The following is a 21,416-nucleotide window of genomic DNA, read 5'->3' as shown; positions in this document are numbered from 1 at the left end:
TAACCACTTTTTGACCCACATTGATGTTTGCACTCATAACTGGGTGCTACATCCTATTTAAACCATATCCATTTAATATTCACTATTTTTACAATCTATGGAAGACTTGTTTCAATTTAACGGATTCCGTTACAACTGGTTGAATGTACTTGACCTGGCGATCGTCATCTTTCTGGTAATACAGCTCTACCGCCTGCTCAAAGGCAGTCTGGCATTCAATATATTCGTTGGCCTGCTCATGGTTTACTTCGCCTATTTCATGGTGGAACTCCTGCACATGCCGATTCTCACGCTCATCCTTCAGAACTTCATCAATATCGGTCTGATTGCTATTATTATCATCTTTCAGCCTGAAATCCGTAAGTTCCTGCTGGTATTAGGGAAAAAAGCGCCGCTTAGCAAAGACAGTTTCTTCACAAAACTTTTCTTACCAGATAAATTCAAAAGCTACAAAGAAGAAGAGAACATTATCGACGAAGTGGTCACTGCCGTAAGCCACATGGCAGCTACCTCCACAGGGGCATTGATTGTGCTGTCCAATTCTTATCGTGTAAAATTTGATACTGCCTCCAGCATTTCACTGGATAGTAATATCAATGCAAAACTGCTGGAAAGTATTTTCTGCAAAGGAAGTCCGCTGCATGACGGGGCACTGATCATCGTGGGCAACAAGATCCTGGCGGCTAAGGTCATCCTGCCGGTTTCTGAGAACCCTAATCTTCCTTTACAAGTAGGTCTCCGGCACCGCTCAGCAGTGGGGATCACGGAGCACAGCGATAATCTCGCGATTGTAGTCTCGGAAGAAAGAGGAACCATCTCTTACGCAGAAGACGGAACCCTGACACAGGATGTATCCCTGGAGGATCTGAAGAGTAAATTGTACGAAGTGCTGGTGGAAGGATATCCTGGATAAGACATTCATGAAGAAGGGATGCACAACAGACCTGAAAACCTGATACAGGAAGATATCAAAAATTGGGTATTTATTAACAGCACGAAAAGGGAATTCATCAACAAACAAATAAAAACACTCATGAAAGAGGGAATTCACCAACGGTAATGAAAACCTTTTTCAGAAAAAGAGGCTGAACGCATCAAAACGTTCAGCCTCTTTTATTTATAAGAAATTAATTATTTCTTCTTTGCAGGAGCACCTGGTGCAGCCGGTGTAGCCGGAGCAGCAGTTGGCTTCTTGATATCCAACAGTTCCACATCGAACACCAGTACGGAGTTAGAAGGGATCATCGGAGTTGGCTGCAGACCATAACCCAGTGTAGAAGGCAGGATCAGGGTAGCTTTAGTACCTTTCTTCAGAGAAGCGATACCAGCATCCCAACCTTTAATTACAAAACCTTTACCGATTGGGAAACGGATTGGCTGCAGAGGTCTGCCTGGATTGATAGTCGTATCAACAGAAGAATCGAATACTTTACCATTCAGCAGTTTACCAGTGTAGTTAACTACCACAGTATCACCTGCCTGAGGCTGTTCGCCTGTACCAGCTACCTGGGTAGCAACATAAACACCTTCAGGGGTTGGAGTCGCCTGGATATTGTTCTTAGCAGTATAATCCTTGATCAGTTTCTGATCTTCAGCTAATTGCTTAACAGAAGAGAATTTGCTTACTACTACGAAAGTAACGTTCAGCTTGTCGCCTTTCTTAGCAAAAGGAGGACGTGGCTGAGGCAGGGAATCTACAGGGATTGCAAAGGTAGCACTATCACCTTCGTGCAGGGCTGCCAGACCGTCCATCAGATCCCATTTCTGCTGAGACTTCTGGATCAGTACAGGAACCGGTGCTCCACCGCTTCTTTCGCGGGAAGTAGCCAGCGTGGAATCGTTCAGTTTCTGGATAATGTTCATCAGAACGGTATCACCTTCTTTCAACTGTGCACCGCTACCTGATTTATGAACGATATAATCTACGCCACCGGGAGTCTTCTTGTGACCACCGCCACCGCAGGAGGCCAGCAGCAGGCCCAATGCTGCAACTAACAACTGATTGTTCTTTTTCATTTGACTGTATTAGTAGGATTGAATGACTTATTGTAATGCTTCTTCGTTCTCAGCGATCGCGTCAACAAAACGTTGAACGGTCACATCGAGGTTATCTGCACTATGACCACCGGCTGCGTGGAAATGACCGCCGCCGTCAAAGTACTTACGGGCAAAGGTATTCACGTCAAAGTCGCCTTTGGAACGGAACGAAAGCTTTACCTCCTGGTGACGGTCAATGATCAGTGCCGCCATCTTTATGCCCTGGATAGAGAGCAGGAAGTTGACCACACCTTCAGTATCGCCCGTTTGCAGGTCGAAACGCTTCAGATCAGTATATGGAATAGCGATCATCGCGGTGTTGTACTCATAGTATACCTCCATCCGGTTCAGCAGGCAATGGCCCAGAAAGCGGAGACGGTTTTCAAGGAAATTATCGTAAATCGCCTGGTGAATCAGCTCGTGGTTCAAACCATGATCCAGCAAATCAGCCACCATACGATGTACACGGGATGATGTGGAGGCAAAACGGAAAGAACCGGTGTCTGTCATGGTACCTGCATAAATGCACTGCGCCATTGCATCGTTAATATAACGTTCTTCTCCCATTTTGTGTATAGTCTCATACACTAATAATGCCGTAGAAGCCGCTGTAGTATCACTCACGCCATATTCAAACACAGGCTGAGGCTCCAGATGATGGTCAATCAGTACCTTCAAACAATTCAGGGCAGCCAGGTGTGGCTCCATGTTCTTGGTCCTGTACAACGCATTGAAATCCAGGCAAAACAGCAATTCCACTCCCTCCAATGCCTTCATCGCCTTATCCTGCGAAGACTCAAAATCCAGCACGTCCTGTGAACCCGGCATCCAATTCAGGAAATCCGGAAAATTGGTAGGTGAAATAACAGTTACGTCGTGTCCTTTCTGCTTAAGATAATGGTACAGGGCCAGAGAACTTCCCATTGCATCTGCATCCGGTTTCTGATGCATCGTTATGACCACTCTTTTAGGGGTTTCCAGCAAAGGCTTAATTTCCTCGATCCTCTTCATTTTATATTAATAATATAATGTAACTGTTTTTACCGAAAAATGAAGTGCGAAGTTCTCTATTTAGCGCAGAATTACAAAATTTTTGGGAGGAGGATTTAAAATTCCCTACTGAAGGGTCTATTTTCAGGCTAAATGCCTGTTTTAGCAGCAGAAACCGCTCTTTTTTTCTGCCTCTGCCGAGTATCAGGCGCTTTTTTTTTCTGATTGCCTAAATTCTGGTTACATTTGCGCGCAAAATCCGCTAATTAGTTACTCAATATATTATGGCTAACAACAGAACCTTTACAATGATCAAGCCGGATGCCGTAGAAAACGGTCATATCGGTGGTATCCTGAACAAGATCAACGAAGCTGGTTTCCGCATCGTAGCGATGAAGATGACCAGACTGTCTGCTCAGAAAGCTGGTGAATTCTATGCAGTACACAAAGAAAGACCTTTCTATGGTGAACTGGTTGAATTCATGAGCAGTGGTCATATCGTAGCAGCTATCCTGGAAAAGGATAACGCTGTTGAAGAATTCCGCAAACTGATCGGAGCTACCAACCCGGCTAATGCTGCAGAAGGTACTATCCGTAAAATTTATGCTGAGTCTATCGGCCGTAACGCAGTTCACGGTTCTGACTCTGATGAAAATGCACAGATCGAAGGTGACTTCTTCTTCTCTGGTCTGGAAAAATTCTAAGCTATTTCAGATATTTCAAAAGAGCGTCCTGCATCAAATGCAGGGCGCTTTTTTATGCATCATCGTTTGTATTCATTTAAGCCAATGCTATTTCCCCCCGAATCTGCCTGCAGCAATGCCCAGGGGATTTGAAAGGTTTCCTTAAATTGCACCCATGTGGGATGTCTACCTGAAAGGATTCAAAGCTTATTTACAACTCGAACGTTCCCTCTCCGGCAACTCTATCGAAGCCTATCTCCGGGATGTTGAAAAACTGGTGCAATACCTCCAGTCCACCCATATCACCCTCCCACCCGATCAGATCAGCCTCACTCAGCTGCAATCCTGTGTACAATGGATCGCTACCCTGGGCATGACAGCTACCTCACAGGCACGCATCATCTCTGGTATCAAAGCCTTTTATAAATACCTGCTCCTGGAAGACATCGTCAAAAACGATCCCACACAGTTATTAGAAGCACCCAAAACAAAACGGCAATTGCCCGATGTACTCAGTTTCGAAGAAATAGAACTGATCATCGCACAAATAAAGACAGGTACTCCCGAAGGTGCCCGTAACCGTGCCATCCTGGAAACAATGTACAGCTGCGGCCTGCGCGTGAGTGAAGTGACCAGTTTACTGATCTCACAATTACATTTTGATGCAGGTTTTATTCGTGTAATAGGCAAGGGTGATAAAGAAAGACTAATCCCCATCGGCCGCGATGCCATCAAATACATCAATATCTATAAGGATGAAGTGCGTGTACATATGCCCTGTAAACCCGGCCAGGAAGATATACTGTTCCTGAACCGGAGAGGAAGTGCACTCACCAGGGTGATGGTCTTTATAGTCATCAAAGAACTGGCAGCGGCGGCAGGCATTGAGAAACAGGTTTCCCCACATACATTCCGTCATTCATTTGCTACACACCTGGTAGAAGGAGGAGCAGATCTGCGCGCCGTGCAGGAAATGCTGGGCCATGAAAGTATTACCACTACAGAGATCTATACGCACCTGGACAGAGAATACCTGAGGGATACTTTGCAAAGATTCCATCCAGGGTTTTTAAAAAAATACCGGAACTAAATGAAAGAGAATCTCTCCTTTATCGAAAAAAATGCCTGCTTAATATTAAAAACGGCTTAAAAAAACGCTCAAAAATTCATCACCCTTACTTTTCAAAAAAACACAAGTCCTTATACACAAACAGTTTCAGACAATTTTCCTCCGCCCGCAATTATTACCCTTTTGTTAATGATCGTTCTCCCATTCACAACCTATCAATAAGCTGATTATTTTGCACGTGTAATTCAAAACCTACAATTTGTTACACGTTTACACTGTCAGTCTCTCTATGGACCTGTACAATGCATGCGTTAACATTCCTATTGCCTGTTATTAACGCAAAATCAATGAAAGCATCACCACTTCTGCATGTACCTGCAACCATGCTGTTATCCCTGTTCCTGTTTTCGTGTTCGAAACAGGACCTGCCCGCGCCACAACTACAAAACACTGTAGCGGCGACCAATACAACTGCTGCTGTAACTGTAGCATCCAACAGCTGGATGACAGCATTAGCAGACAACACCAACATTGCCGCCATCTCTATTCCAGGTACCCATGACAGTGGTGCCCGCGTAGAACCGGTATCCGGTACCGCCAAATGCCAGGATCTCTCCATCGCAGATCAGCTGGAAGCAGGTATCCGTTACCTCGACATTCGCTGCAGACACATTGACAATGCCTTCGCCATTCACCATGGGGCTATCTATCAGAACCTGAACTTCGATGATGTACTGACCGCCTGTAAAACCTTTCTTAGCAATCATCCGAAAGAAGTGATTGTGATGTGTGTAAAGGAAGAATATGATGCAAGCAACAATACCCGCACCTTCGAACAGACCTTTGATACTTATGTCTCGAAATACGGCAATATCTCCCTGACTGCTACTGTGCCTAACCTGGGAGATGTAAGAGGCAAGATCGTATTACTCCGCCGCTTTTCAGCCACCACTACCCCAAAAGGCATCGATGCTACCAGCTGGGCTGACAACACCACCTTCACTATTAATAACGGTAACGCAAGTTTGAAAATCCAGGATAATTACATTGTAAATGACAATTCTTCCAAATGGAATAATGTCACTGCTATGTGGACGGAGTCAAGCAGTTCCATCAACAGCACACTGTATATTAATTATACCAGCGGGTACAAGCCCCTCATCTTTGGTATTCCAGGTATTACTTCAGTATCAGGAACTATCAACCCACAGATACAAACGTATTTCTCTACTCATACATCAGGCAGATACGGGATCGTGCCTATGGACTTTGCCAATAGTACGCGGTCTACAGCGATCTTAAATACAAACTTCTAAATATAGCGAGAGGTCAGCGCCGGAAGACGCTGACCTCTCGTAAATAATTTTATTTTCAACCCACCACCCTACTCAACCACCCTGCCGCCTTCTTCACCATTCCTCCCTGCATCGTAATATTTATTACACTACATGCATCAATCGCTCTCCTTCCCGGCATAGCTGCGACATCCGCCTGCTCCGCCCACAATAATTTTTTATCTCTATATACTTTAAAATACACATTGGGGCCAAGCAACTGTCCGGCGGACAGTTGCTTTCTACTAAACCTCATCTGGTAACGCCCCCGATCATCTGTGCTGCTACAGGCCAGCATGCGGTGGTTACCTGCATTGTACGCTTTTACTCTCAATTGTGATTGTCCCTCATTATCGTGGGTGCGCCTTACTATTCCGGCTATCACCCATGTACCATAGCTGGCTCGGATCTGTGCCCAGCTTTCAACTGGAAAGACATAAGCATAAGCCGCTACATACCGCTGCATAGAATGCTTCCATGGAGGCACCAGTGTACTCAGGTGGAAATGTGTTTCCTTCTTTTCGCCTGCTTCCTCGGGCATACCCTGCAAACAGATGTCTAACTCTAATGGTTCCGTGAATAAGTGCACCTGCTCCCAGCAAAGACTGAAATTGCCTTGATGATCCAGGGCAGTTTCGGCCAATAACCGTTCCTCCTTATTCAACACCTCTGATGGGGTTAACTGCCTGGGGCCACTAAATGTATATTTATGGGGATAACAATTTGAAATATGCCCGTCCGGCAAATAGACCCTGATCCTGGCGTTGATCAAAGGTTCAGTACAGTCAGCTGAGATCAGTGCAGAAACGTTTCCAATTAGTAGGTAACACATAATTGTAAGTTTAAAAATTGGGGTCAACCCAGGTTAACCTCTAATCCTGTTGTGGTGTCTCTCTGCATGTCTACCAGGAATGAACAAACTATGGGTAGAAAGGCCCGTTGATGCTTGCTCGCATTGTGGGTATAGCCATTACCCACAATGCAAAGATTGAAAAGTATCAATTGGCAGACAAGCGTTGTAGTACGTTGTTTTTAAAATACGTAGTTCTACGCATTTTTCAGTGAGCCCTACGGTAGAATTAATACAAAAAAATCCTTTTTATCACACATAACTCAGTGATATAAAATCGAATAAGTTCATTTTCTGCTTTCTGATGGCACAAATATGGATACCAGGCACAGCTTTGAAAAGTGATTATTTGTAATAATTTTACTGCCAATTAAAACAACAGCATTCGTATGAGTACTACCAAACCTAATTTCACCGCAGATGCAGGTGGATTCATTCACCATGACGAAGCACGTCGTTTAAGGGACAACTATTGCAACAAAAAACGCCAGAAAGAGCCACACAACCCTGATTTTATTCAGGCTTACTTTTTCGGAAAAGAAAAATTACAACAATTGCTTGAATGCCAGGACGACATTATCGGATTACGCATCTACTTCGGTGACGACCACGATCATCCTGAAAAGGAACTCAAGAAAATGGTCATTTATGCAGTTGACACTGAAGGCAACAACGTACATTACAAAGATTCAAAAGCTGCCAAAGAACTGAATCAGCTCCGTGTTGGTTCTGCAGCGCCTATCGAATTCGCAGCACTGGATCAGGGCTTACCTTGTCCGACAAACTGCCCTGATAAAGGAACCGTTTAAACCCAAAGGCAGGTGATTTCATATTTGATTACATTTTACATCATGGAGGGGATCGAATTTTTGCTTTTGATCCCCTTTATCATGAACTTTAATATACTCGACAGGAGTGGCAGATCGATTTTTTATTATCTTATCAGCAGCGCTGTCTTTGCCGGCGGCTCACACCTGCTCGCATATCTTTTTGGAAATAACATGTGGTTTTTTGCAATCATGTGCTACATCCAATTCGTTATCCTTACCCACTTTTTTTACCAGGTATTTAAAAACCAACTATTCAAGATAATTCTACTCATTGTTTTAGGACTCGTTACCTGTTTTGCGGTTACAGATTATGTTTACCTGGAGGGGCAAAAAGCCTATAACTCCTATGCAATCTCCATTGAGAACTTTTTACTCTTACTGTACGGTGTCATTTATTTCTGGGAACTCATGCGCGACGAGGACCTGGTGAAACAATCCATCTTTGTCAACACCCTTCCCAACTTCTGGTTCAATAGCGGCCTGTTTATTTTCCATTGCTCCAACTTCATGTTGTCACTGGCTTATAACTTTTTACAGCACACCGAATATGACAGAAGTATCCAAAATGCAACGCTTTCTGTTACCTTTATCGGCGGCTTTGCGGAAGTAGTACTGATTTTTATCGGGCTTCTCAAAGCTCAAAAATTAAGGAGATGAATAGTTACGAAGTAGTTATCATTGGTACAGGCGTTATGCTCGTGATGGGCATATTTGTCATCGTACTCGTTATATTTCAGCAAAAACAGGTTATACAACACAAGCTCCTGATCGGGGAAAAAGACCTGCAACTGCAGAAAGAACGACTGGTAGCCATTCTCCAGGGCCAGGAACTGGAACGCAAACGCATTGCAGAAGACCTGCATGATGAAGTAGGCGCCCAGCTCTCCGTGCTCAAACTCAATCTTAACCAGCTCCAGCCATTACTCAAATCAGGCAATGGCGAACAGGAACAGCTAAAAGAGACCAAAGAATTTACAGATACAATTATCCAGCACCTGCGCTTCATCTCCCAGAGCCTGCATCCACAGGCACTTGAAAACCTGGGCCTGAGCCGGGCGCTGGATTCTTTCTGTAATATGATGAATCGTAATAAACAAGTGCAGATCCACTTCACCGAAGACAGTAACCACCACGATGTAGAACCCGAAAAAGCCCTGAATATCTATCGTGTGGTACAGGAACTCATCAACAACATCTTGAAACACGCACAGGCCACACAGGTCCAGATCACCTACCGTACTACCCCTTCCCTGCTAAGTATCTATGTAGTTGACAATGGAAACGGTCAGCTACTGCACTCCCTGGAAAATGCCCGTCATAAAACCGGCAGCCTGGGATTAAAGAATATTGAAAGCCGCCTCAACATCATAGGCGGTACCATTTCCTACAAACCTGGCGTACCTGCCGGTACCATCGCCGAAATCAAAGTAGAAAATTATCAGCGCGCTGAGTAATAATAGTATTTTATTCTAGCTTTGTCCCTGAGCAAAGACACGTGAGGCTATTCGGGACTACTAACGCAACCAATATAAACGGCTCCCTCTATGACAAACAACATTAAGGTAGCTATCGCCGATGACCATAAAATCTTCCGGAGTGGGGTGATCAATACCCTCACACCCTATGAAAACATCAATGTGGTGTTTGAAGCTGAAGATGGCGTGCATTTATTACAGATCATGGAAGAACAGCAACCAGATGTGATTCTCATGGATCTGAAAATGCCCAACATGGATGGCATAGAAGCTACCAAAAGAGTTAGGGAAAAATATGCGCACGTAAAAGTAATCGTGCTCACCATGTATGAAGATGACAACTTTATTGTACATCTCATTGAGAACGGCGCAAATGCCTATCTGCTAAAAAATGCAGAACCAGGTGAGATTTACGAGGCGATTTGTACTACCTACGAGAAAGGGTTTTATTTTAATGAAAATGTGAACCTGGCCTTACTGAAGAAGGTCATGCACAAAACGAAACAACAGTTCAAACCAACATTCCGCAGCGAGGTACCGTTGACAGACCGCGAGCTGGAAGTGCTTCGTTTGATTTGTGAAGAGCTGACCACGCAGCAGATTTCAGAGAAGATTTTTTTGAGCCCGAGAACGGTGGAAGGGCTGAGACAGAAATTACTGGAGAAGACAGGGGCCAAAAACATTGTAGGCCTGGTCATGTATGCGTTCAGGAATGGAGTGATTGAATAGGGATTAAGCAAACAGGGATTTACTTTGTCATGTGAAGGCTGCAATATGAAAGATTGCAAAGGCCTTACTTCGTCATGTGAATAGTGCGTTATATGAAGGGCAATCCAAGCAGACTGCCCTTACTTCATTTCGTTATGTGAATTTTACATTGTATTAAGCGCAATCTGACTGCACTGGCTTTACTGTACCAGGCGCAGGTTGTAATAATTGAAGAATCCAGGCCAATACGATCACCAATATACAGCCGATCGCATTCAGCCACAGGAACGATACAATATTGCTGATAAAGACAATGATCACTATACACTCCGCTGCTATGGCCGCCCAGAACACAGCTGTGCCGCCAATCCGCTTACAGTAAAACGCTACCAGGAATATACCGAGTATCACACCATAAAACAGTGATCCCAGTACATTCACCGCCTCTATCAGGCTTCCCAGTTTGCTGGCAAACTGAGCCACCACTATGCAAAACAGGCCCCAGATGAACGTCCACCAGCGCGATGCTTTAAAGTAATGTTCATCAGGGGCTGTTGGCTTAAACTGCCGCTTATAGATATCAATTACCGTCGTGGATGCCAGCGAATTCAAAGCTGCGGCAATACTCCCCCATGCCGCCAGGAATATAATCGCTATCAGCAATCCCACCAGGCCTTTGGGCAAATTGTTCACGACAAAATGCAGGAAAATATAATTCGTATCGTTCGTATCCGCTGCCGGATCTGCCTTTTTAATATAGTCGATAGCGGTAGTCCGGACTTTTAATGCATCTGCCTCTGCCTTATCCAGTTTTTCCTGCGCCCTTGTTATCCCCGCATTGTCATTGCTTTTTATCGCACTGGATAAGGCCCTCACCTGCACCTGTTTCTCCTGGTTGAAACCATCGTACTCGGTCTTAATTTGCTGCAAAGTTGGCCCATCCACCTTATTCAGCTGCGCTTCATTAAAAAACACGGGCGCCCTGAAATACAGATAAAACACAAATACCATTGTACCTAATAACAGGATCAGGAACTGCATCGGCACCTTTACCAGGCCATTCATCAGCAGGCCTAACCTGGATTCCGTCACACTCCTGGCAGTCAGGTACCGCCCTACCTGCGACTGATCTGTTCCAAAATAAGAGAGGGCCAAAAAGAACCCGCCGATCAGGCCACTCCAGATATTATACTTATCCTTCCAGTCAAAATCAGTCACAATCACATTCAGTTTTTTCATCCTGCCCGCTACCTTCAGGGCATCATTAAACCCAATACCCTCCGGCAGCAAATGCACAACCATCCATCCAGCCAGGAACATCCCTACAAAAATGATGACCAACTGCAGGGTCTGCGTATAACTCACGGCCCTGGTACCACCGGATACTGTGTAGATAATCAGCAGGCCCCCCATGATCACATTGGTCCAGTAAATATTCCAGCCCAGTAATGAAGAAAGAATTATCGCTGGGGCATAAATACTGATCCCTGTAGACAATGCACGCTGTACTAAAAATAATATAGCCGTAAACGTACGCGTTTTGCAGTCAAACCTTCCTTCCAGGTATTCATAGGCCGTGAATACTTTCAGTTTATGATAAATGGGTACAAATGCAATACAGATCACTACCATGGCCAGTGGCAGTCCAAAATAATACTGTACAAAACGCATCCCGTCAGTGTAAGCCTGACCTGGTGCGGAGAGAAAGGTAACGGCACTCGCCTGTGTGCCGATGATAGACAACAGTACGATATACCACGGCATAGACTGGTTATCCAGGAAGTAACCGGCCATATCTTTCTGGCCACGGCTCTTCCAGATCCCGTATAATATAATCCCGATTAATGTACCCCCCAGTACAATCCAGTCTGCTACGCTCATGAATAAACTTTAGTGAATAAATAAAACGCGCCGATCAGCAGGCAGAGCCAGCAGATTACAAGAGCGTACCACTGCCACCAATGTGGCAGTAATGGCGGTTTATCTTCTTTCATAACAATACTTCCTTTAGCTTAATTAGTTGCTATTTGATGACAGCGTCTTGCCTAAAACACTCCTTATTGTTATGTTTTAGCTCAAAATAACCATCCTGTTGTGGCAAAGCTATTTTCTCTTTGCCAGCAATTCCCACTCAGCAAGCCCGGCGAAAAAGCAATCAATGACCGAATCCTAATCTTCTGCTACTTTCTCTTTGCCAGCATATTCCCACTCAGCAAGCCAAGCGCAAGCCCTATCAGCAAGCCGATATGCAATCGCTTGATCTCAAAACCAATGGCCAGGCCAATTACAATACAAAGGATCGCTGTCATAGTCAGCCTGGACCTTGGCGGCTGTTTCTGCTCTGCCATTTTACTTCTTCGTTGAAATCAGGTTTACAAATATGCGGTACGCCCCAGGCACCCCTGCAGGCAATTCCCTGAAGAAAGCCAGTGAAGTATATACATACCTGCCCTTACCATACGTTGCTACAATCGTAGATCCCTGTAATGGCGCCTCTTCCTTGTCATGCATAGAGAAAAGCGACTGATACTTCGCATCTGCGTTTGTCGTAAAGTACAGGCCGCGCTCCTGGATCCATCCATCAAAGTCATGCTGAGTGATCTTATTCGGATAGTTCATGATCACATCATCCGGACGCAGGAAAGAAACTTCCGCTTTTTCATCCGTCACACGGTCACGGCTCAATGAAAACGGATAAGGCCCCAAATCAGTGATCTGTAAAGGCCCGTTCACGTTATACTGTACCAGCAGGGTACCTCCATTCTTCACATACTCCAGCAGGCGCGGCTGCCAGTATTTAATACGTGGATTAATATTATAGGCCCTTATACCCGTGATGATTGCATCGTACTGGCTCAGGTCTCCGTTCATAATATCTTTTTCGGTCAGGTGAGTCACTTCATAACCTACCTGCTGCAAACTAGGAGCCACCAGGTCTCCCGCACCATCAATATATCCAAGTTTACGGCCATTGTGTTGCAGGTCTACCGTTACGAGACGACCAGCTGCATCAGGGAATAGAGTAATCGTCGGAATATGATCATAACTGATCGTCTGGATGCCCTGTGCATAGGAATGGCCTCCGTCTTCAATGATCACTTTAAAGGTATCGGTGCGGTTGCTGCCGGCTACTTTCTCAGGGGCAATATGAAATAGCAAAGTCGCTTCATCCCCTCTGGTCGTGAGTTCAAAAGGAAGGGATGCTTCCTGGCAGGAGAATCCGGCGGGCAGTTGCAGTCTCACTTTGCCATTGGTGGCATTGCCCATGTTGTGCAGCTTCACCTGTACGGCTTGTGCCGCAGTACTGGTAAAAACAAAAACGCTATTCGCCAGGTTCGCCACTACAGGAGGTGCGATAATAAGTGGCGCATATACTTCTCCTTTCACAGGGTCAGTATGTTTGAATTGCACCGGGCGGGTGATCGTCAGTTCCTCACCGTTGATTGTTAAACGGATAGCCGCCTGAATACCCGGAATGTTTTCCGGATGCCCTACCAGCAGTGGATCCTGGATGGCGTATTCACCAACGGTATGTGGTGCACGCAGCCAGTAGGGTTCTGAAACAGGCGTGTTGTCAGGCACCTGTAGGGTGATCGGAATATTTTTCAGCTGGTTGAAGTCCAGTTTGTTTTGAGCGAAGCTGGTATCCTTACTACCGAAACTCAGTGACTGGATCTGTACGGGGATATTGCTGTTGCAGATCAGCTGTACGCTGCCCGGCATTGGCTGGCCAGGCACCACAACTTCACTATTACTGTAAGCTTCTGCCCAGATACCGGCGCATGCAAGAATGAGCTGTTCGGTTTCCTGTAGTTTCTGGTTGCGCCAGTAACCATCAGGGAGTGCCTTGATCGCCTTCCTGATTTTTAGCAGGTCAGGCACGGTAGCAGCAGGATCTTCCAGTTTATAGGCCGCCCTCGCCTTGTCGATCATTTCACCAATAGCTTTACCACCTTCGATACGAGACCAGGTAGTATTGATACCATCCAGCAGGCTTTTCTGCGGGGTATCGCCTTTGATAGTAGTGAAGTATTCCAGGGAGCTACCACGGGCAGCTGGCACACCAAATCCCTGGCTCTTGTGCTGGGAGCGGCTTTCGGCAGCAATTTCGCCATAGCCCTTACCAAGCAGGTAATTGAAAGCACCTACGTCGAGTTTGAACTGGTCTTCGCTGGTGGTATTTACACTACCGAAATTAAAGGTGTTCCAGAGCAGGCGTTTCACCTTCCAGGGCTTCACATATTTTAACTGATCGGGAAATCGGTTAGGATCAGCGGCAGCATCGAATGCTTCGGCTGCAATCATCGCGGAGGCGGTATGGTGACCATGACCAGCGCGGCTATCTGCAGGGAAGCGGCATACGATGACATCGGGCTGGAATTTACGGATGATCCATACGGCATCGGCGAGGATCTGTTCACGGTTCCAGATGGTGAATGTCTCGGCTGGGTTCTTGGAAAAACCGAAGTCCAGCGCACGGGTAAAGAATTGTTCAGCCCCATCCAAACGACGGGCAGCGAGGAGTTCCTGGGTACGGATCAGGCCAAGGAGTTCGCCCTGTTCATTGCCGATCAGGTTTTGTCCGCCATCGCCACGGGTCAGGGAGAGGTAGCCGGTACGATATAATTTTTCATTTGCCAGGTAGCCAAGCAGGCGGGTATTTTCATCATCAGGATGAGCGGCCATATATAAAACACTTCCCAGCGTATCCAACTTTTTCAACTTCAGGGCAATGTTGGCAGAATTGTTTACGGGCGAGGGTTGACCCATAGCCGTGATGGCCGCCAGCATGCCTGTTGCGAATGCTAAACAGATGCTCTTTACCATTTCTTTCGAGGATTTAAACAGGCTCAAAAATAGGAATTATAAGAAGGTGTTGAGGAAAATGTGATAAAAGGAAATGGGGATCGGAATCTTATGAGAAAGGCGGGAAGAAGATACCTGTTGAATACCTATTAGATAAGTTCTCCAGAAGTACACAAAATGGTCACTAGTATATCACTTCAATATCCAAGGGATAATGAGGTGATATACTAGTGTACTTGAAGTTTAGGGTTGGCATACTTATCTAATAGGCCCATCCCGGTATTTCCTATATCCGGACCGATTATTTTTTAAACATAAAGTACACCGCCCCCAGAATCAGGGCAAAGGACACCAGGTAGTTCCACCTGATGGGTTCTTTCAGGTAAAAGATTGCAAAAACGGCAAATACAGAGAGTGTAATGACTTCCTGGATAGTTTTGAGCTGAAAGCCGGAGAAGCCTTCCTGCTCGCCCAGACGGTTGGCCGGCACCTGAAAGCAATACTCAAAGAAGGCAATCCCCCAGCTGATGAGGATGACTTTCCAGAGTGCAACATTTGTGAATTTAAGATGACCATACCATGCGAAGGTCATGAATGTGTTGGAGATAATGAGAAAGATAACGGTACGCATGCTGCGAATTTACAGCGTTTTTGGGGTTAAATATTTTTGCCTTGTTCGGGGTAGCGCAAAAAATAACGTAATGAAAAATCCGCTCATCTCAGAGTCGTACCCCTAAAATGAACGGATCCAGTTTGTAAATAGAAGGTTATCAGGAGGCCAAATACCCGCCCGTTAAAATTGGCAAGCGTAGCGGGGGGTATGGTATCTTTACCTTTAGCAAAATAGATAAAAAAATAAACCGGCCCAAAAGAGCCGGCCGGTTGTTACAGGTCTCAACTTTCCTATCATGCTTAGGAGTTGTAAGTTTTCAGAGTGCTCAAAGGGAGCTTAAACTGCCCTTATTGCATCATATATAATGACCTCTGGTAATAATCTAAGGTATAGGCACCCGCCTTTTGCAGGTTTCTGTGGTTTGACTATACACCTTTATATATATTATATATAAGGATGGCTCTTAGGTCACTGGCAAATCCATGCCTTCCAAACGACCGCTTGCCCTCAGGCAGTGGTCAACTCCCCAATTTGTCAATACCACTCTGTTTTTCCTAAAATAAAGAATGGTTACTCTTTCAATATTTTTAGCAGGCGCCTGCTAAATGCCGGCTTCTTATTCACTGTCTACATATATAATACAACCGTTATTATCTTTACCATTAGTCCATTTTAAAAAAACTTGTCTTTTTTTTAAAAAAAAGGGCGCTTTAAGCCAAAGACTAGCCATGGTGGCTATTTCCCAAGTATAAAATATTTATTTACTTTTTTTGGCCCGGCTGCTACCCAGCCAATTAGCCGGATAATTGATAGAATAAGCATAATTTTGCTATATTCTGTTTTTGAAAGCCGACTTTAGATTTTTAAAAATGGAATGAAAAGATAGTTACAGGATGCTGCCGCTCAACAATACAGATATAGTCACCGGGGTCCGGAACAGGGATAAACAAATATTTGAAATTATATTCAATCAGTTTTCGCCATCCATGTTCAGCATTGCCTTGCGCTACCTGAAGGATCAGGAAGAAGCGCAGGATATTGTGCAGGATGTATTCCTAAACCTGTGGCGAACCGCCGAAAACCTGGACGAGCGTGCACCCATCCAGCACTACCTGGCCCGCGCCACAGTGAACACCTGCCTCAACCGTATTAAAAAGACCCAAAGGCAGCAGGCTTACGCCAAAGAACAACAACAAACACAGGAACCCGGCACTATTGAGCACCTCCTGCTGGAACATAAAGAACTGGAAGCCCAGTATCTCTCCATTTTAGAAAAACTGCCTGAACAATGCAGGAGGGTGTTTGAGATGAGCCGTATAAAAGGATTGTCGCCCGCAGAAATTTCGGCACAGTTAAATATTTCCATCAATACAGTATACACACACCTTACCACCGCACTCAAAAAAATCAGGTTGGGTCTGCTTAATCAGCAGTAGAGGGGCATACATATATAATATATATAGATGTCCAGGAAAATGTTAAAAATTTTCCCCGGGAACTAATGGTAAGTTTATTTTTGATTGTATTAATAGTAAGAGATGAAACTACAGCAACCTGATATCGATGTCGTTATCCACTACCTGGAAGAACCAGGAAATGAGGAGCACAAACGTTCACTGGATGAATGGTTGCAACAGGATGCTGCCAATTTGGATATCTTTCTCGAAACCAAAGCCTTATGGCAAGGTGACGACCTGATACCATCAGCAGCGACCTACAATACTACGCAACAATGGCAAAGACTGGAAACCCTGTTCGCCACGGAAGAGATCCTCTCCGGCGACAGCCCCCTCTCTCCTGCCACATCCACCTCAACTCCTATTATTCAGACGCGGAAACCTATTCACCGTTACTGGTGGGCAGCAGCCGCTTCTGTGCTCCTGATGGCAGGAACTTACCTCCTGGTTCGTCAGCCAATGTATACGACCCAACAAACTGCACAAAATAAAGATAGTCTCCTGTTACCAGATGGTACCAGGCTCTATCTGAATGCACATACCTCTGTCAAATATCCCCGCCACTTCAAAGGCGATACCCGCGAAGTATATGTACAGCAGGGAGAAGTATTTGTAGACGTCAGGCATATGCCTGAAAAACCATTCACCGTTCACCTGAAAAATGTGGACATTGAAGTACTCGGTACCTCCTTCGATGTAAAAGAAACCAAACAGGGAGTAAAAGTCTTCGTACAGAGCGGTAAAGTAAGAGCGATTTACAAAAACAAGCACCAATCAGTAATCCTCACACCCGGCCAGGAAGCAGATATGCTCCTTGCCGCAGAAAGCATCACGACCCGTCATCATAGAAATAATAATCCCATCGCATGGAAAACTGGTCAGCTGACCTTCGACGATGCCCCATTGTCTGAAGTAGCTGATATACTCGAAGATTATTACAAAGTACATATCGTACTGAAAGGTGATGCGGTGGCCGATAAAAAGCTGATTGCAACCTTCCATAAGGAATCCCTTTCTGAAGTACTGGACATCCTGTCAAAAACACTGCAGGTACATACCATTCAGAAAGATAGCCTCGTAGAAATTTATTAAGTACTTCCGGAGAAAAAATGCAGGAAACTCATATGGCACTTCGGAAGGCCGCTTTTTATAAGCGCTGTTACATAGCACTTTTTTGTGCATGTATAGGGCTTCTTTTGGCATGCCCGCAAGTGAAGGCCCAGGATGCAGACACCATTCATGTCACCCTGAAAGTATACCGCACCCCCCTCCGACAGGTATTACGCCTCATCGAAAAACAGACCGGCCTCACCTTCGCCATTTCCTCCACCGTCATAGAAAATTCCAGGAGCGTTTCTATTGTTGCTAATCACCAGCCATTGACGAATGTGCTGCAACAGTTATTTTCCGGTACCAGGAACACTTTTGAGGTCAGGAACAGCCAGATCATCGTATTCCCGATCCTGCAATCCGCTCCCGTAAGTGGGGTGCCCAAGATTCCCGTCAAACCCGAACCGGAAATATTCACCATATCAGGGGTGATCTCCGACGGCGAAAAGCCGCTGGCCGGGGTTTCCATCCGGGAAAAAGGTACCCGCAATGGCGCCAGTACCAACGAAACCGGCCACTTCAAATTAACCGTAAATAATGGAGATGCCGTATTACAGATTTCCCTGATCGGGTACGAAGGACAGGAAATTCCGCTCAAACAAAGAAGAAACCTCGACATACTGCTGATAGGTGATACCAAAATTCTGAATGACCTCGTCATCATTGGTTATGGTATCCAGACAAGGGCCAACATCAACGGAGCCATTACCAAAATTGAAGGCCGCCGGCTGAAAAGCCGCCCGGTGACGAACGTGATGGCCGCCTTACAGGGTACGGCTCCCGGTTTACTGGTAACCCGCCTCAATGGCCAACCAGGTAAGGAAGGATTTAACCTGCAGATCCGTGGCCTCTCCTCCGGTAATAACAGCGATCCCCTTGTACTTGTAGATGGCGCCCCCGGCTCTATAGCATTACTCAATCCCAACGATATTGAATCCGTTTCCGTGCTGAAAGATGCTGCCGCCGCAAGTATTTATAGCCCGCAGGGAGCCAGTGGCGTGGTACTCGTAACTACCAAAAGAGGCAAAGCAGGTAAGACGAACGTAGAGTACAACAGCCTCTTTGGCCTGGAACACCCCATCAACTTACCCAAACGCATGCACTCCTGGCAGGCTGCAGCTTTGCAGAATACAGCAGCGATCAATGCCGGTATGGCCCCTGTGTGGTCAGACCAGGAAATTAACTACATGAAAGATCCCTCTATTGGTGCAGTGCGGGATCTGAACGGAGATTACAAGTATTATTATGATAACAATCCCCTGGAAAATGTGACCCGGCAGAACAGCTCTGTTTCCAATTTCAATGTCAGTGCACGTGGTGGAAATTCAGCGCATCAATACCTGCTTTCATTAGGCACATTTGCCCGTCAGGGTCTGTTTAAGACAGGGCCGGACAATACCAACAGGAACAACGTACAATTCAATATCAATAACCGATTCAGCGATATGATCAGCCTGGAGACAAGCCTGCAGTATGCAAAAAGCCATACGGAGTCTCCGGGGTATCGGGTAGATGGATACAATGGTTTATTGAATTATCTGTACCAGGCACCGGGATACTTACCTACCTACGTGCCGAATACAAGCAATTACACAGCCGGGTATAACCCGATTTCACTTTTGCAGAATGGTGGTAAACGTGACGAACAAACGTCATTTGCAGATGCCACATTTAGCCTGAAAGCGGAGAACCCGGTGAAAGGCTTGACGCTGAAAGCAGTCTATAGTCCGCAGATCACACATTATTATGATGGTCTTGGCAAGCAAATCATCCGATACTATAACGGTAATGGTTACGTGAACAGCATCAATGATCCCAATTCACTCAAAAAAGGCGATCTGCTGGAAGTTCAACACAGCCTGCAATTGCTTGCTGATTATGATATTCCTGCCGGTAAACTCAATACTATTCATATACTTGGGGGCTATGCCTACGAAAGTCATTATCAGCGTCAGAAGATCTCTTCACTTTATAATGTGACAAATAATGAGATCGCTAATGTTGCCTTCAATAACCCGGAATATGCTGAGATGCGTTGGTTCAAGGCTTCCGGCTCACAGGGTTCTCTGTTTACACGCCTGAATTATAACTTCAATGATCGTTACCTGCTGGAAGCGAATGTAGTAGCAGCACGGTTGTTCTACAACAGTACCGGGATGGGGGCTATAACGCGTCAGCATATCTTCCCTTCATTTTCCGGTGGCTGGCGCCTGAATAATGAGAAATGGTTCGGGCATACATTCCGATTCTTTGATGAGTTTAAGCTGAGAGCATCCTGGGGCTTGCTGGGAAATTTCAACTGGCGGGGCGGGTTGAATGATTATAACTATCGCGATCAGCTCATGTATCCGCAGACATATCCTTTACTGAATGAGGACTATAACGACAGGTATATGCCGGGTAATAATAACTGGGAAACGATTAATACAACCAATGCAGGACTGGACATGGCTTTCCTGAAGGGCAGGCTGACATTTACAGCGGATTATTTTGTAAAGCATAACCCAGGGATACAAATAGCGGAACAGACACTACCTCCGTACAATTATGCCTATCCTTCTTTCTTTATAGGGAGTATGCGTTCATGGGGATGGGAGTTGAACCTGGGATGGAGAGATAACCGGGGAGCATTTAGTTATTGGGTGAATGCGAATTTGTTTGACGGGCAGAATAAGATACAGAGTACTGATGGAAACACGGCATGGTTGGCCGGAAATAATAAGGGATTGGATGGATTGCCTTACAATGCGATCTTAGGATATAAGAGTGAGGGGTATTTCAGGAGTATGGACGAGGTAAATGCCCATGCATTTCAGAGTACGGCAACGGCGGCGGGTGATTTGAAATATGTGGATCAGAATAACGATGGAATTATTAACGGGGGTACTTATACGAAAGCGGATCATGGGGACCTGGTGTACCTGGGTAGTTCACAGCCGAGGTATTCTTATGGATTTGATGCGGGCTTTTCTTATAAGGGAGTAGATTTTTCTGTGTTTTTCCAGGGAATTGGGGAGCGGAAGGTGATGATACCGGCAAAGTATAGTATGCCGTTTGTGGAAGGCTGGCAACAACCGTGGCAGATCCATACGGATTACTGGACACCGGAAAATCAGTATGCGGCATTTCCGGGGTTGTATGATGGGTATAGTCAGAACCTGGCACCGTCCTCGTTTTGGGTGATGAATGCGGCGTATGTGCGATTGAAGAATTTGCAGCTGGGGTATACGTTTAGGTTTACGCATGGACAGCCCCTGGTTAGTAGTTTGAGGGTGTATTTTTCAGGGCAGGATCTGTGGGAGGTTAACAGGATGAAGATCAGGTATTATGATCCGGAGCAGGCGGCGAATACCGGGTATCAGTATCCATTTTTCAGGTCGTTTACATTGGGGATGAATGCGATATTTTAGGTTTATAAATTAGAATCCTGGGGCCATGAAACCTTTTAACTTGT

At 45.5% G+C, this 21,416-nt stretch carries 18 protein-coding genes; 11 read left to right on the top strand and 7 right to left on the bottom strand.

Translation table 11 applies throughout. The features are described 5' to 3' along the window. Positions 1-97: 97 nt before the first annotated feature. Positions 98-913: a diadenylate cyclase CdaA gene (cdaA, locus tag U0033_RS33025; protein ID WP_072357138.1), complete on the top strand. Its 816-nt coding sequence runs from the start codon at positions 98-100 to the stop codon at positions 911-913. 218 nt (positions 914-1,131) lie between these two features. On the opposite strand, the gene U0033_RS33020 is transcribed toward cdaA, so the two are convergent. Both U0033_RS33020 and U0033_RS33015 read right to left on the bottom strand, forming a co-directional pair. Next, positions 1,132-2,016, bottom strand: a complete 885-nt coding sequence (locus U0033_RS33020; protein ID WP_072357137.1) for an FKBP-type peptidyl-prolyl cis-trans isomerase — start codon at positions 2,014-2,016, stop codon at positions 1,132-1,134. Between the two features lie 27 nt (positions 2,017-2,043). Next, positions 2,044-3,048 carry a DHH family phosphoesterase gene (locus tag U0033_RS33015; RefSeq protein WP_072357136.1) on the bottom strand — a complete coding sequence of 335 codons (1,005 nt, stop codon included), beginning with the start codon at positions 3,046-3,048 and terminating at the stop codon, positions 2,044-2,046. 263 nt (positions 3,049-3,311) lie between these two features. Between U0033_RS33015 and U0033_RS33010 the strand changes: the two genes are divergently transcribed. The 3 genes from U0033_RS33010 (at position 3,312) to U0033_RS33000 (ending at position 6,095) form a co-directional block, all read left to right on the top strand. Further along, on the top strand, positions 3,312-3,731 hold the full coding sequence (locus U0033_RS33010) for a nucleoside-diphosphate kinase (RefSeq protein WP_072357135.1): 420 nt from the start codon (positions 3,312-3,314) through the stop codon (positions 3,729-3,731). Positions 3,732-3,885: 154 nt separating this feature from the next. Continuing rightward, the gene (gene xerD, locus U0033_RS33005; RefSeq protein ID WP_072357134.1) at positions 3,886-4,800 is read left to right on the top strand and encodes a site-specific tyrosine recombinase XerD; all 915 of its coding nucleotides are present in this window, start codon (positions 3,886-3,888) and stop codon (positions 4,798-4,800) included. Positions 4,801-5,126: 326 nt separating this feature from the next. After that, positions 5,127-6,095, top strand: coding sequence for a phosphatidylinositol-specific phospholipase C (locus tag U0033_RS33000; protein WP_083571334.1), 969 nt, complete (start codon positions 5,127-5,129; stop codon positions 6,093-6,095). Between the two features lie 55 nt (positions 6,096-6,150). On the opposite strand, the gene U0033_RS32995 is transcribed toward U0033_RS33000, so the two are convergent. Beyond that, complete coding sequence (locus U0033_RS32995) at positions 6,151-6,945, bottom strand: hypothetical protein (protein ID WP_072357133.1); 795 nt, start codon at positions 6,943-6,945, stop codon at positions 6,151-6,153. Between the two features lie 407 nt (positions 6,946-7,352). Between U0033_RS32995 and U0033_RS32990 the strand changes: the two genes are divergently transcribed. From U0033_RS32990 to U0033_RS32975, 4 genes are all read left to right on the top strand, one after another. Next, positions 7,353-7,772 carry a hypothetical protein gene (locus U0033_RS32990; RefSeq protein ID WP_072357132.1) on the top strand — a complete coding sequence of 140 codons (420 nt, stop codon included), beginning with the start codon at positions 7,353-7,355 and terminating at the stop codon, positions 7,770-7,772. Positions 7,773-7,853: 81 nt separating this feature from the next. After that, positions 7,854-8,450 (top strand): hypothetical protein, encoded by a 597-nt coding sequence (locus tag U0033_RS32985; RefSeq protein WP_143150603.1) that lies wholly within the window; start codon positions 7,854-7,856, stop codon positions 8,448-8,450. Then, entirely contained in the window at positions 8,447-9,247 is an 801-nt protein-coding gene (locus U0033_RS32980) for a sensor histidine kinase (RefSeq protein WP_072357130.1), read from the top strand. The genes U0033_RS32985 and U0033_RS32980 overlap by 4 nt, the downstream gene beginning before the upstream one ends. 90 nt (positions 9,248-9,337) lie before the next feature. After that, positions 9,338-9,997 carry a response regulator transcription factor gene (locus tag U0033_RS32975; protein ID WP_072357129.1) on the top strand — a complete coding sequence of 220 codons (660 nt, stop codon included), beginning with the start codon at positions 9,338-9,340 and terminating at the stop codon, positions 9,995-9,997. Between the two features lie 153 nt (positions 9,998-10,150). On the opposite strand, the gene U0033_RS32970 is transcribed toward U0033_RS32975, so the two are convergent. The 4 genes from U0033_RS32970 to U0033_RS32955 all read right to left on the bottom strand — a co-directional run bounded on the left by U0033_RS32970 (position 10,151) and on the right by U0033_RS32955 (position 15,413). Beyond that, positions 10,151-11,857 (bottom strand): sodium:solute symporter, encoded by a 1,707-nt coding sequence (locus U0033_RS32970; RefSeq protein ID WP_072357128.1) that lies wholly within the window; start codon positions 11,855-11,857, stop codon positions 10,151-10,153. A gap of 299 nt (positions 11,858-12,156) precedes the next feature. After that, the gene (locus U0033_RS32965; RefSeq protein ID WP_177318529.1) at positions 12,157-12,324 is read right to left on the bottom strand and encodes a hypothetical protein; all 168 of its coding nucleotides are present in this window, start codon (positions 12,322-12,324) and stop codon (positions 12,157-12,159) included. 1 nt (position 12,325) lies between these two features. Next, positions 12,326-14,803 (bottom strand): PIG-L family deacetylase, encoded by a 2,478-nt coding sequence (locus U0033_RS32960; protein WP_072357127.1) that lies wholly within the window; start codon positions 14,801-14,803, stop codon positions 12,326-12,328. Positions 14,804-15,083: 280 nt separating this feature from the next. Continuing rightward, complete coding sequence (locus U0033_RS32955) at positions 15,084-15,413, bottom strand: DMT family protein (protein ID WP_072357126.1); 330 nt, start codon at positions 15,411-15,413, stop codon at positions 15,084-15,086. 875 nt (positions 15,414-16,288) lie between these two features. Between U0033_RS32955 and U0033_RS32950 the strand changes: the two genes are divergently transcribed. The 3 genes from U0033_RS32950 to U0033_RS32940 all read left to right on the top strand — a co-directional run bounded on the left by U0033_RS32950 (position 16,289) and on the right by U0033_RS32940 (position 21,372). After that, positions 16,289-16,831, top strand: coding sequence for an RNA polymerase sigma-70 factor (locus U0033_RS32950; protein ID WP_072357125.1), 543 nt, complete (start codon positions 16,289-16,291; stop codon positions 16,829-16,831). Between the two features lie 102 nt (positions 16,832-16,933). After that, entirely contained in the window at positions 16,934-17,944 is a 1,011-nt protein-coding gene (locus U0033_RS32945) for a FecR family protein (protein WP_072357124.1), read from the top strand. A 104-nt stretch (positions 17,945-18,048) separates the two neighbouring features. Then, entirely contained in the window at positions 18,049-21,372 is a 3,324-nt protein-coding gene (locus tag U0033_RS32940; RefSeq protein ID WP_177318528.1) for a SusC/RagA family TonB-linked outer membrane protein, read from the top strand. Positions 21,373-21,416 lie beyond the last annotated feature (44 nt).

The sequence above is a fragment of the Chitinophaga sancti genome (assembly GCF_034424315.1).
Taxonomy (GTDB): Bacteria; Bacteroidota; Bacteroidia; order Chitinophagales; family Chitinophagaceae; genus Chitinophaga; species Chitinophaga sancti.
The sequence above is the reverse complement of the archived record's forward strand: the minus strand, read 5'-3'. Positions and strand labels throughout refer to the sequence as shown.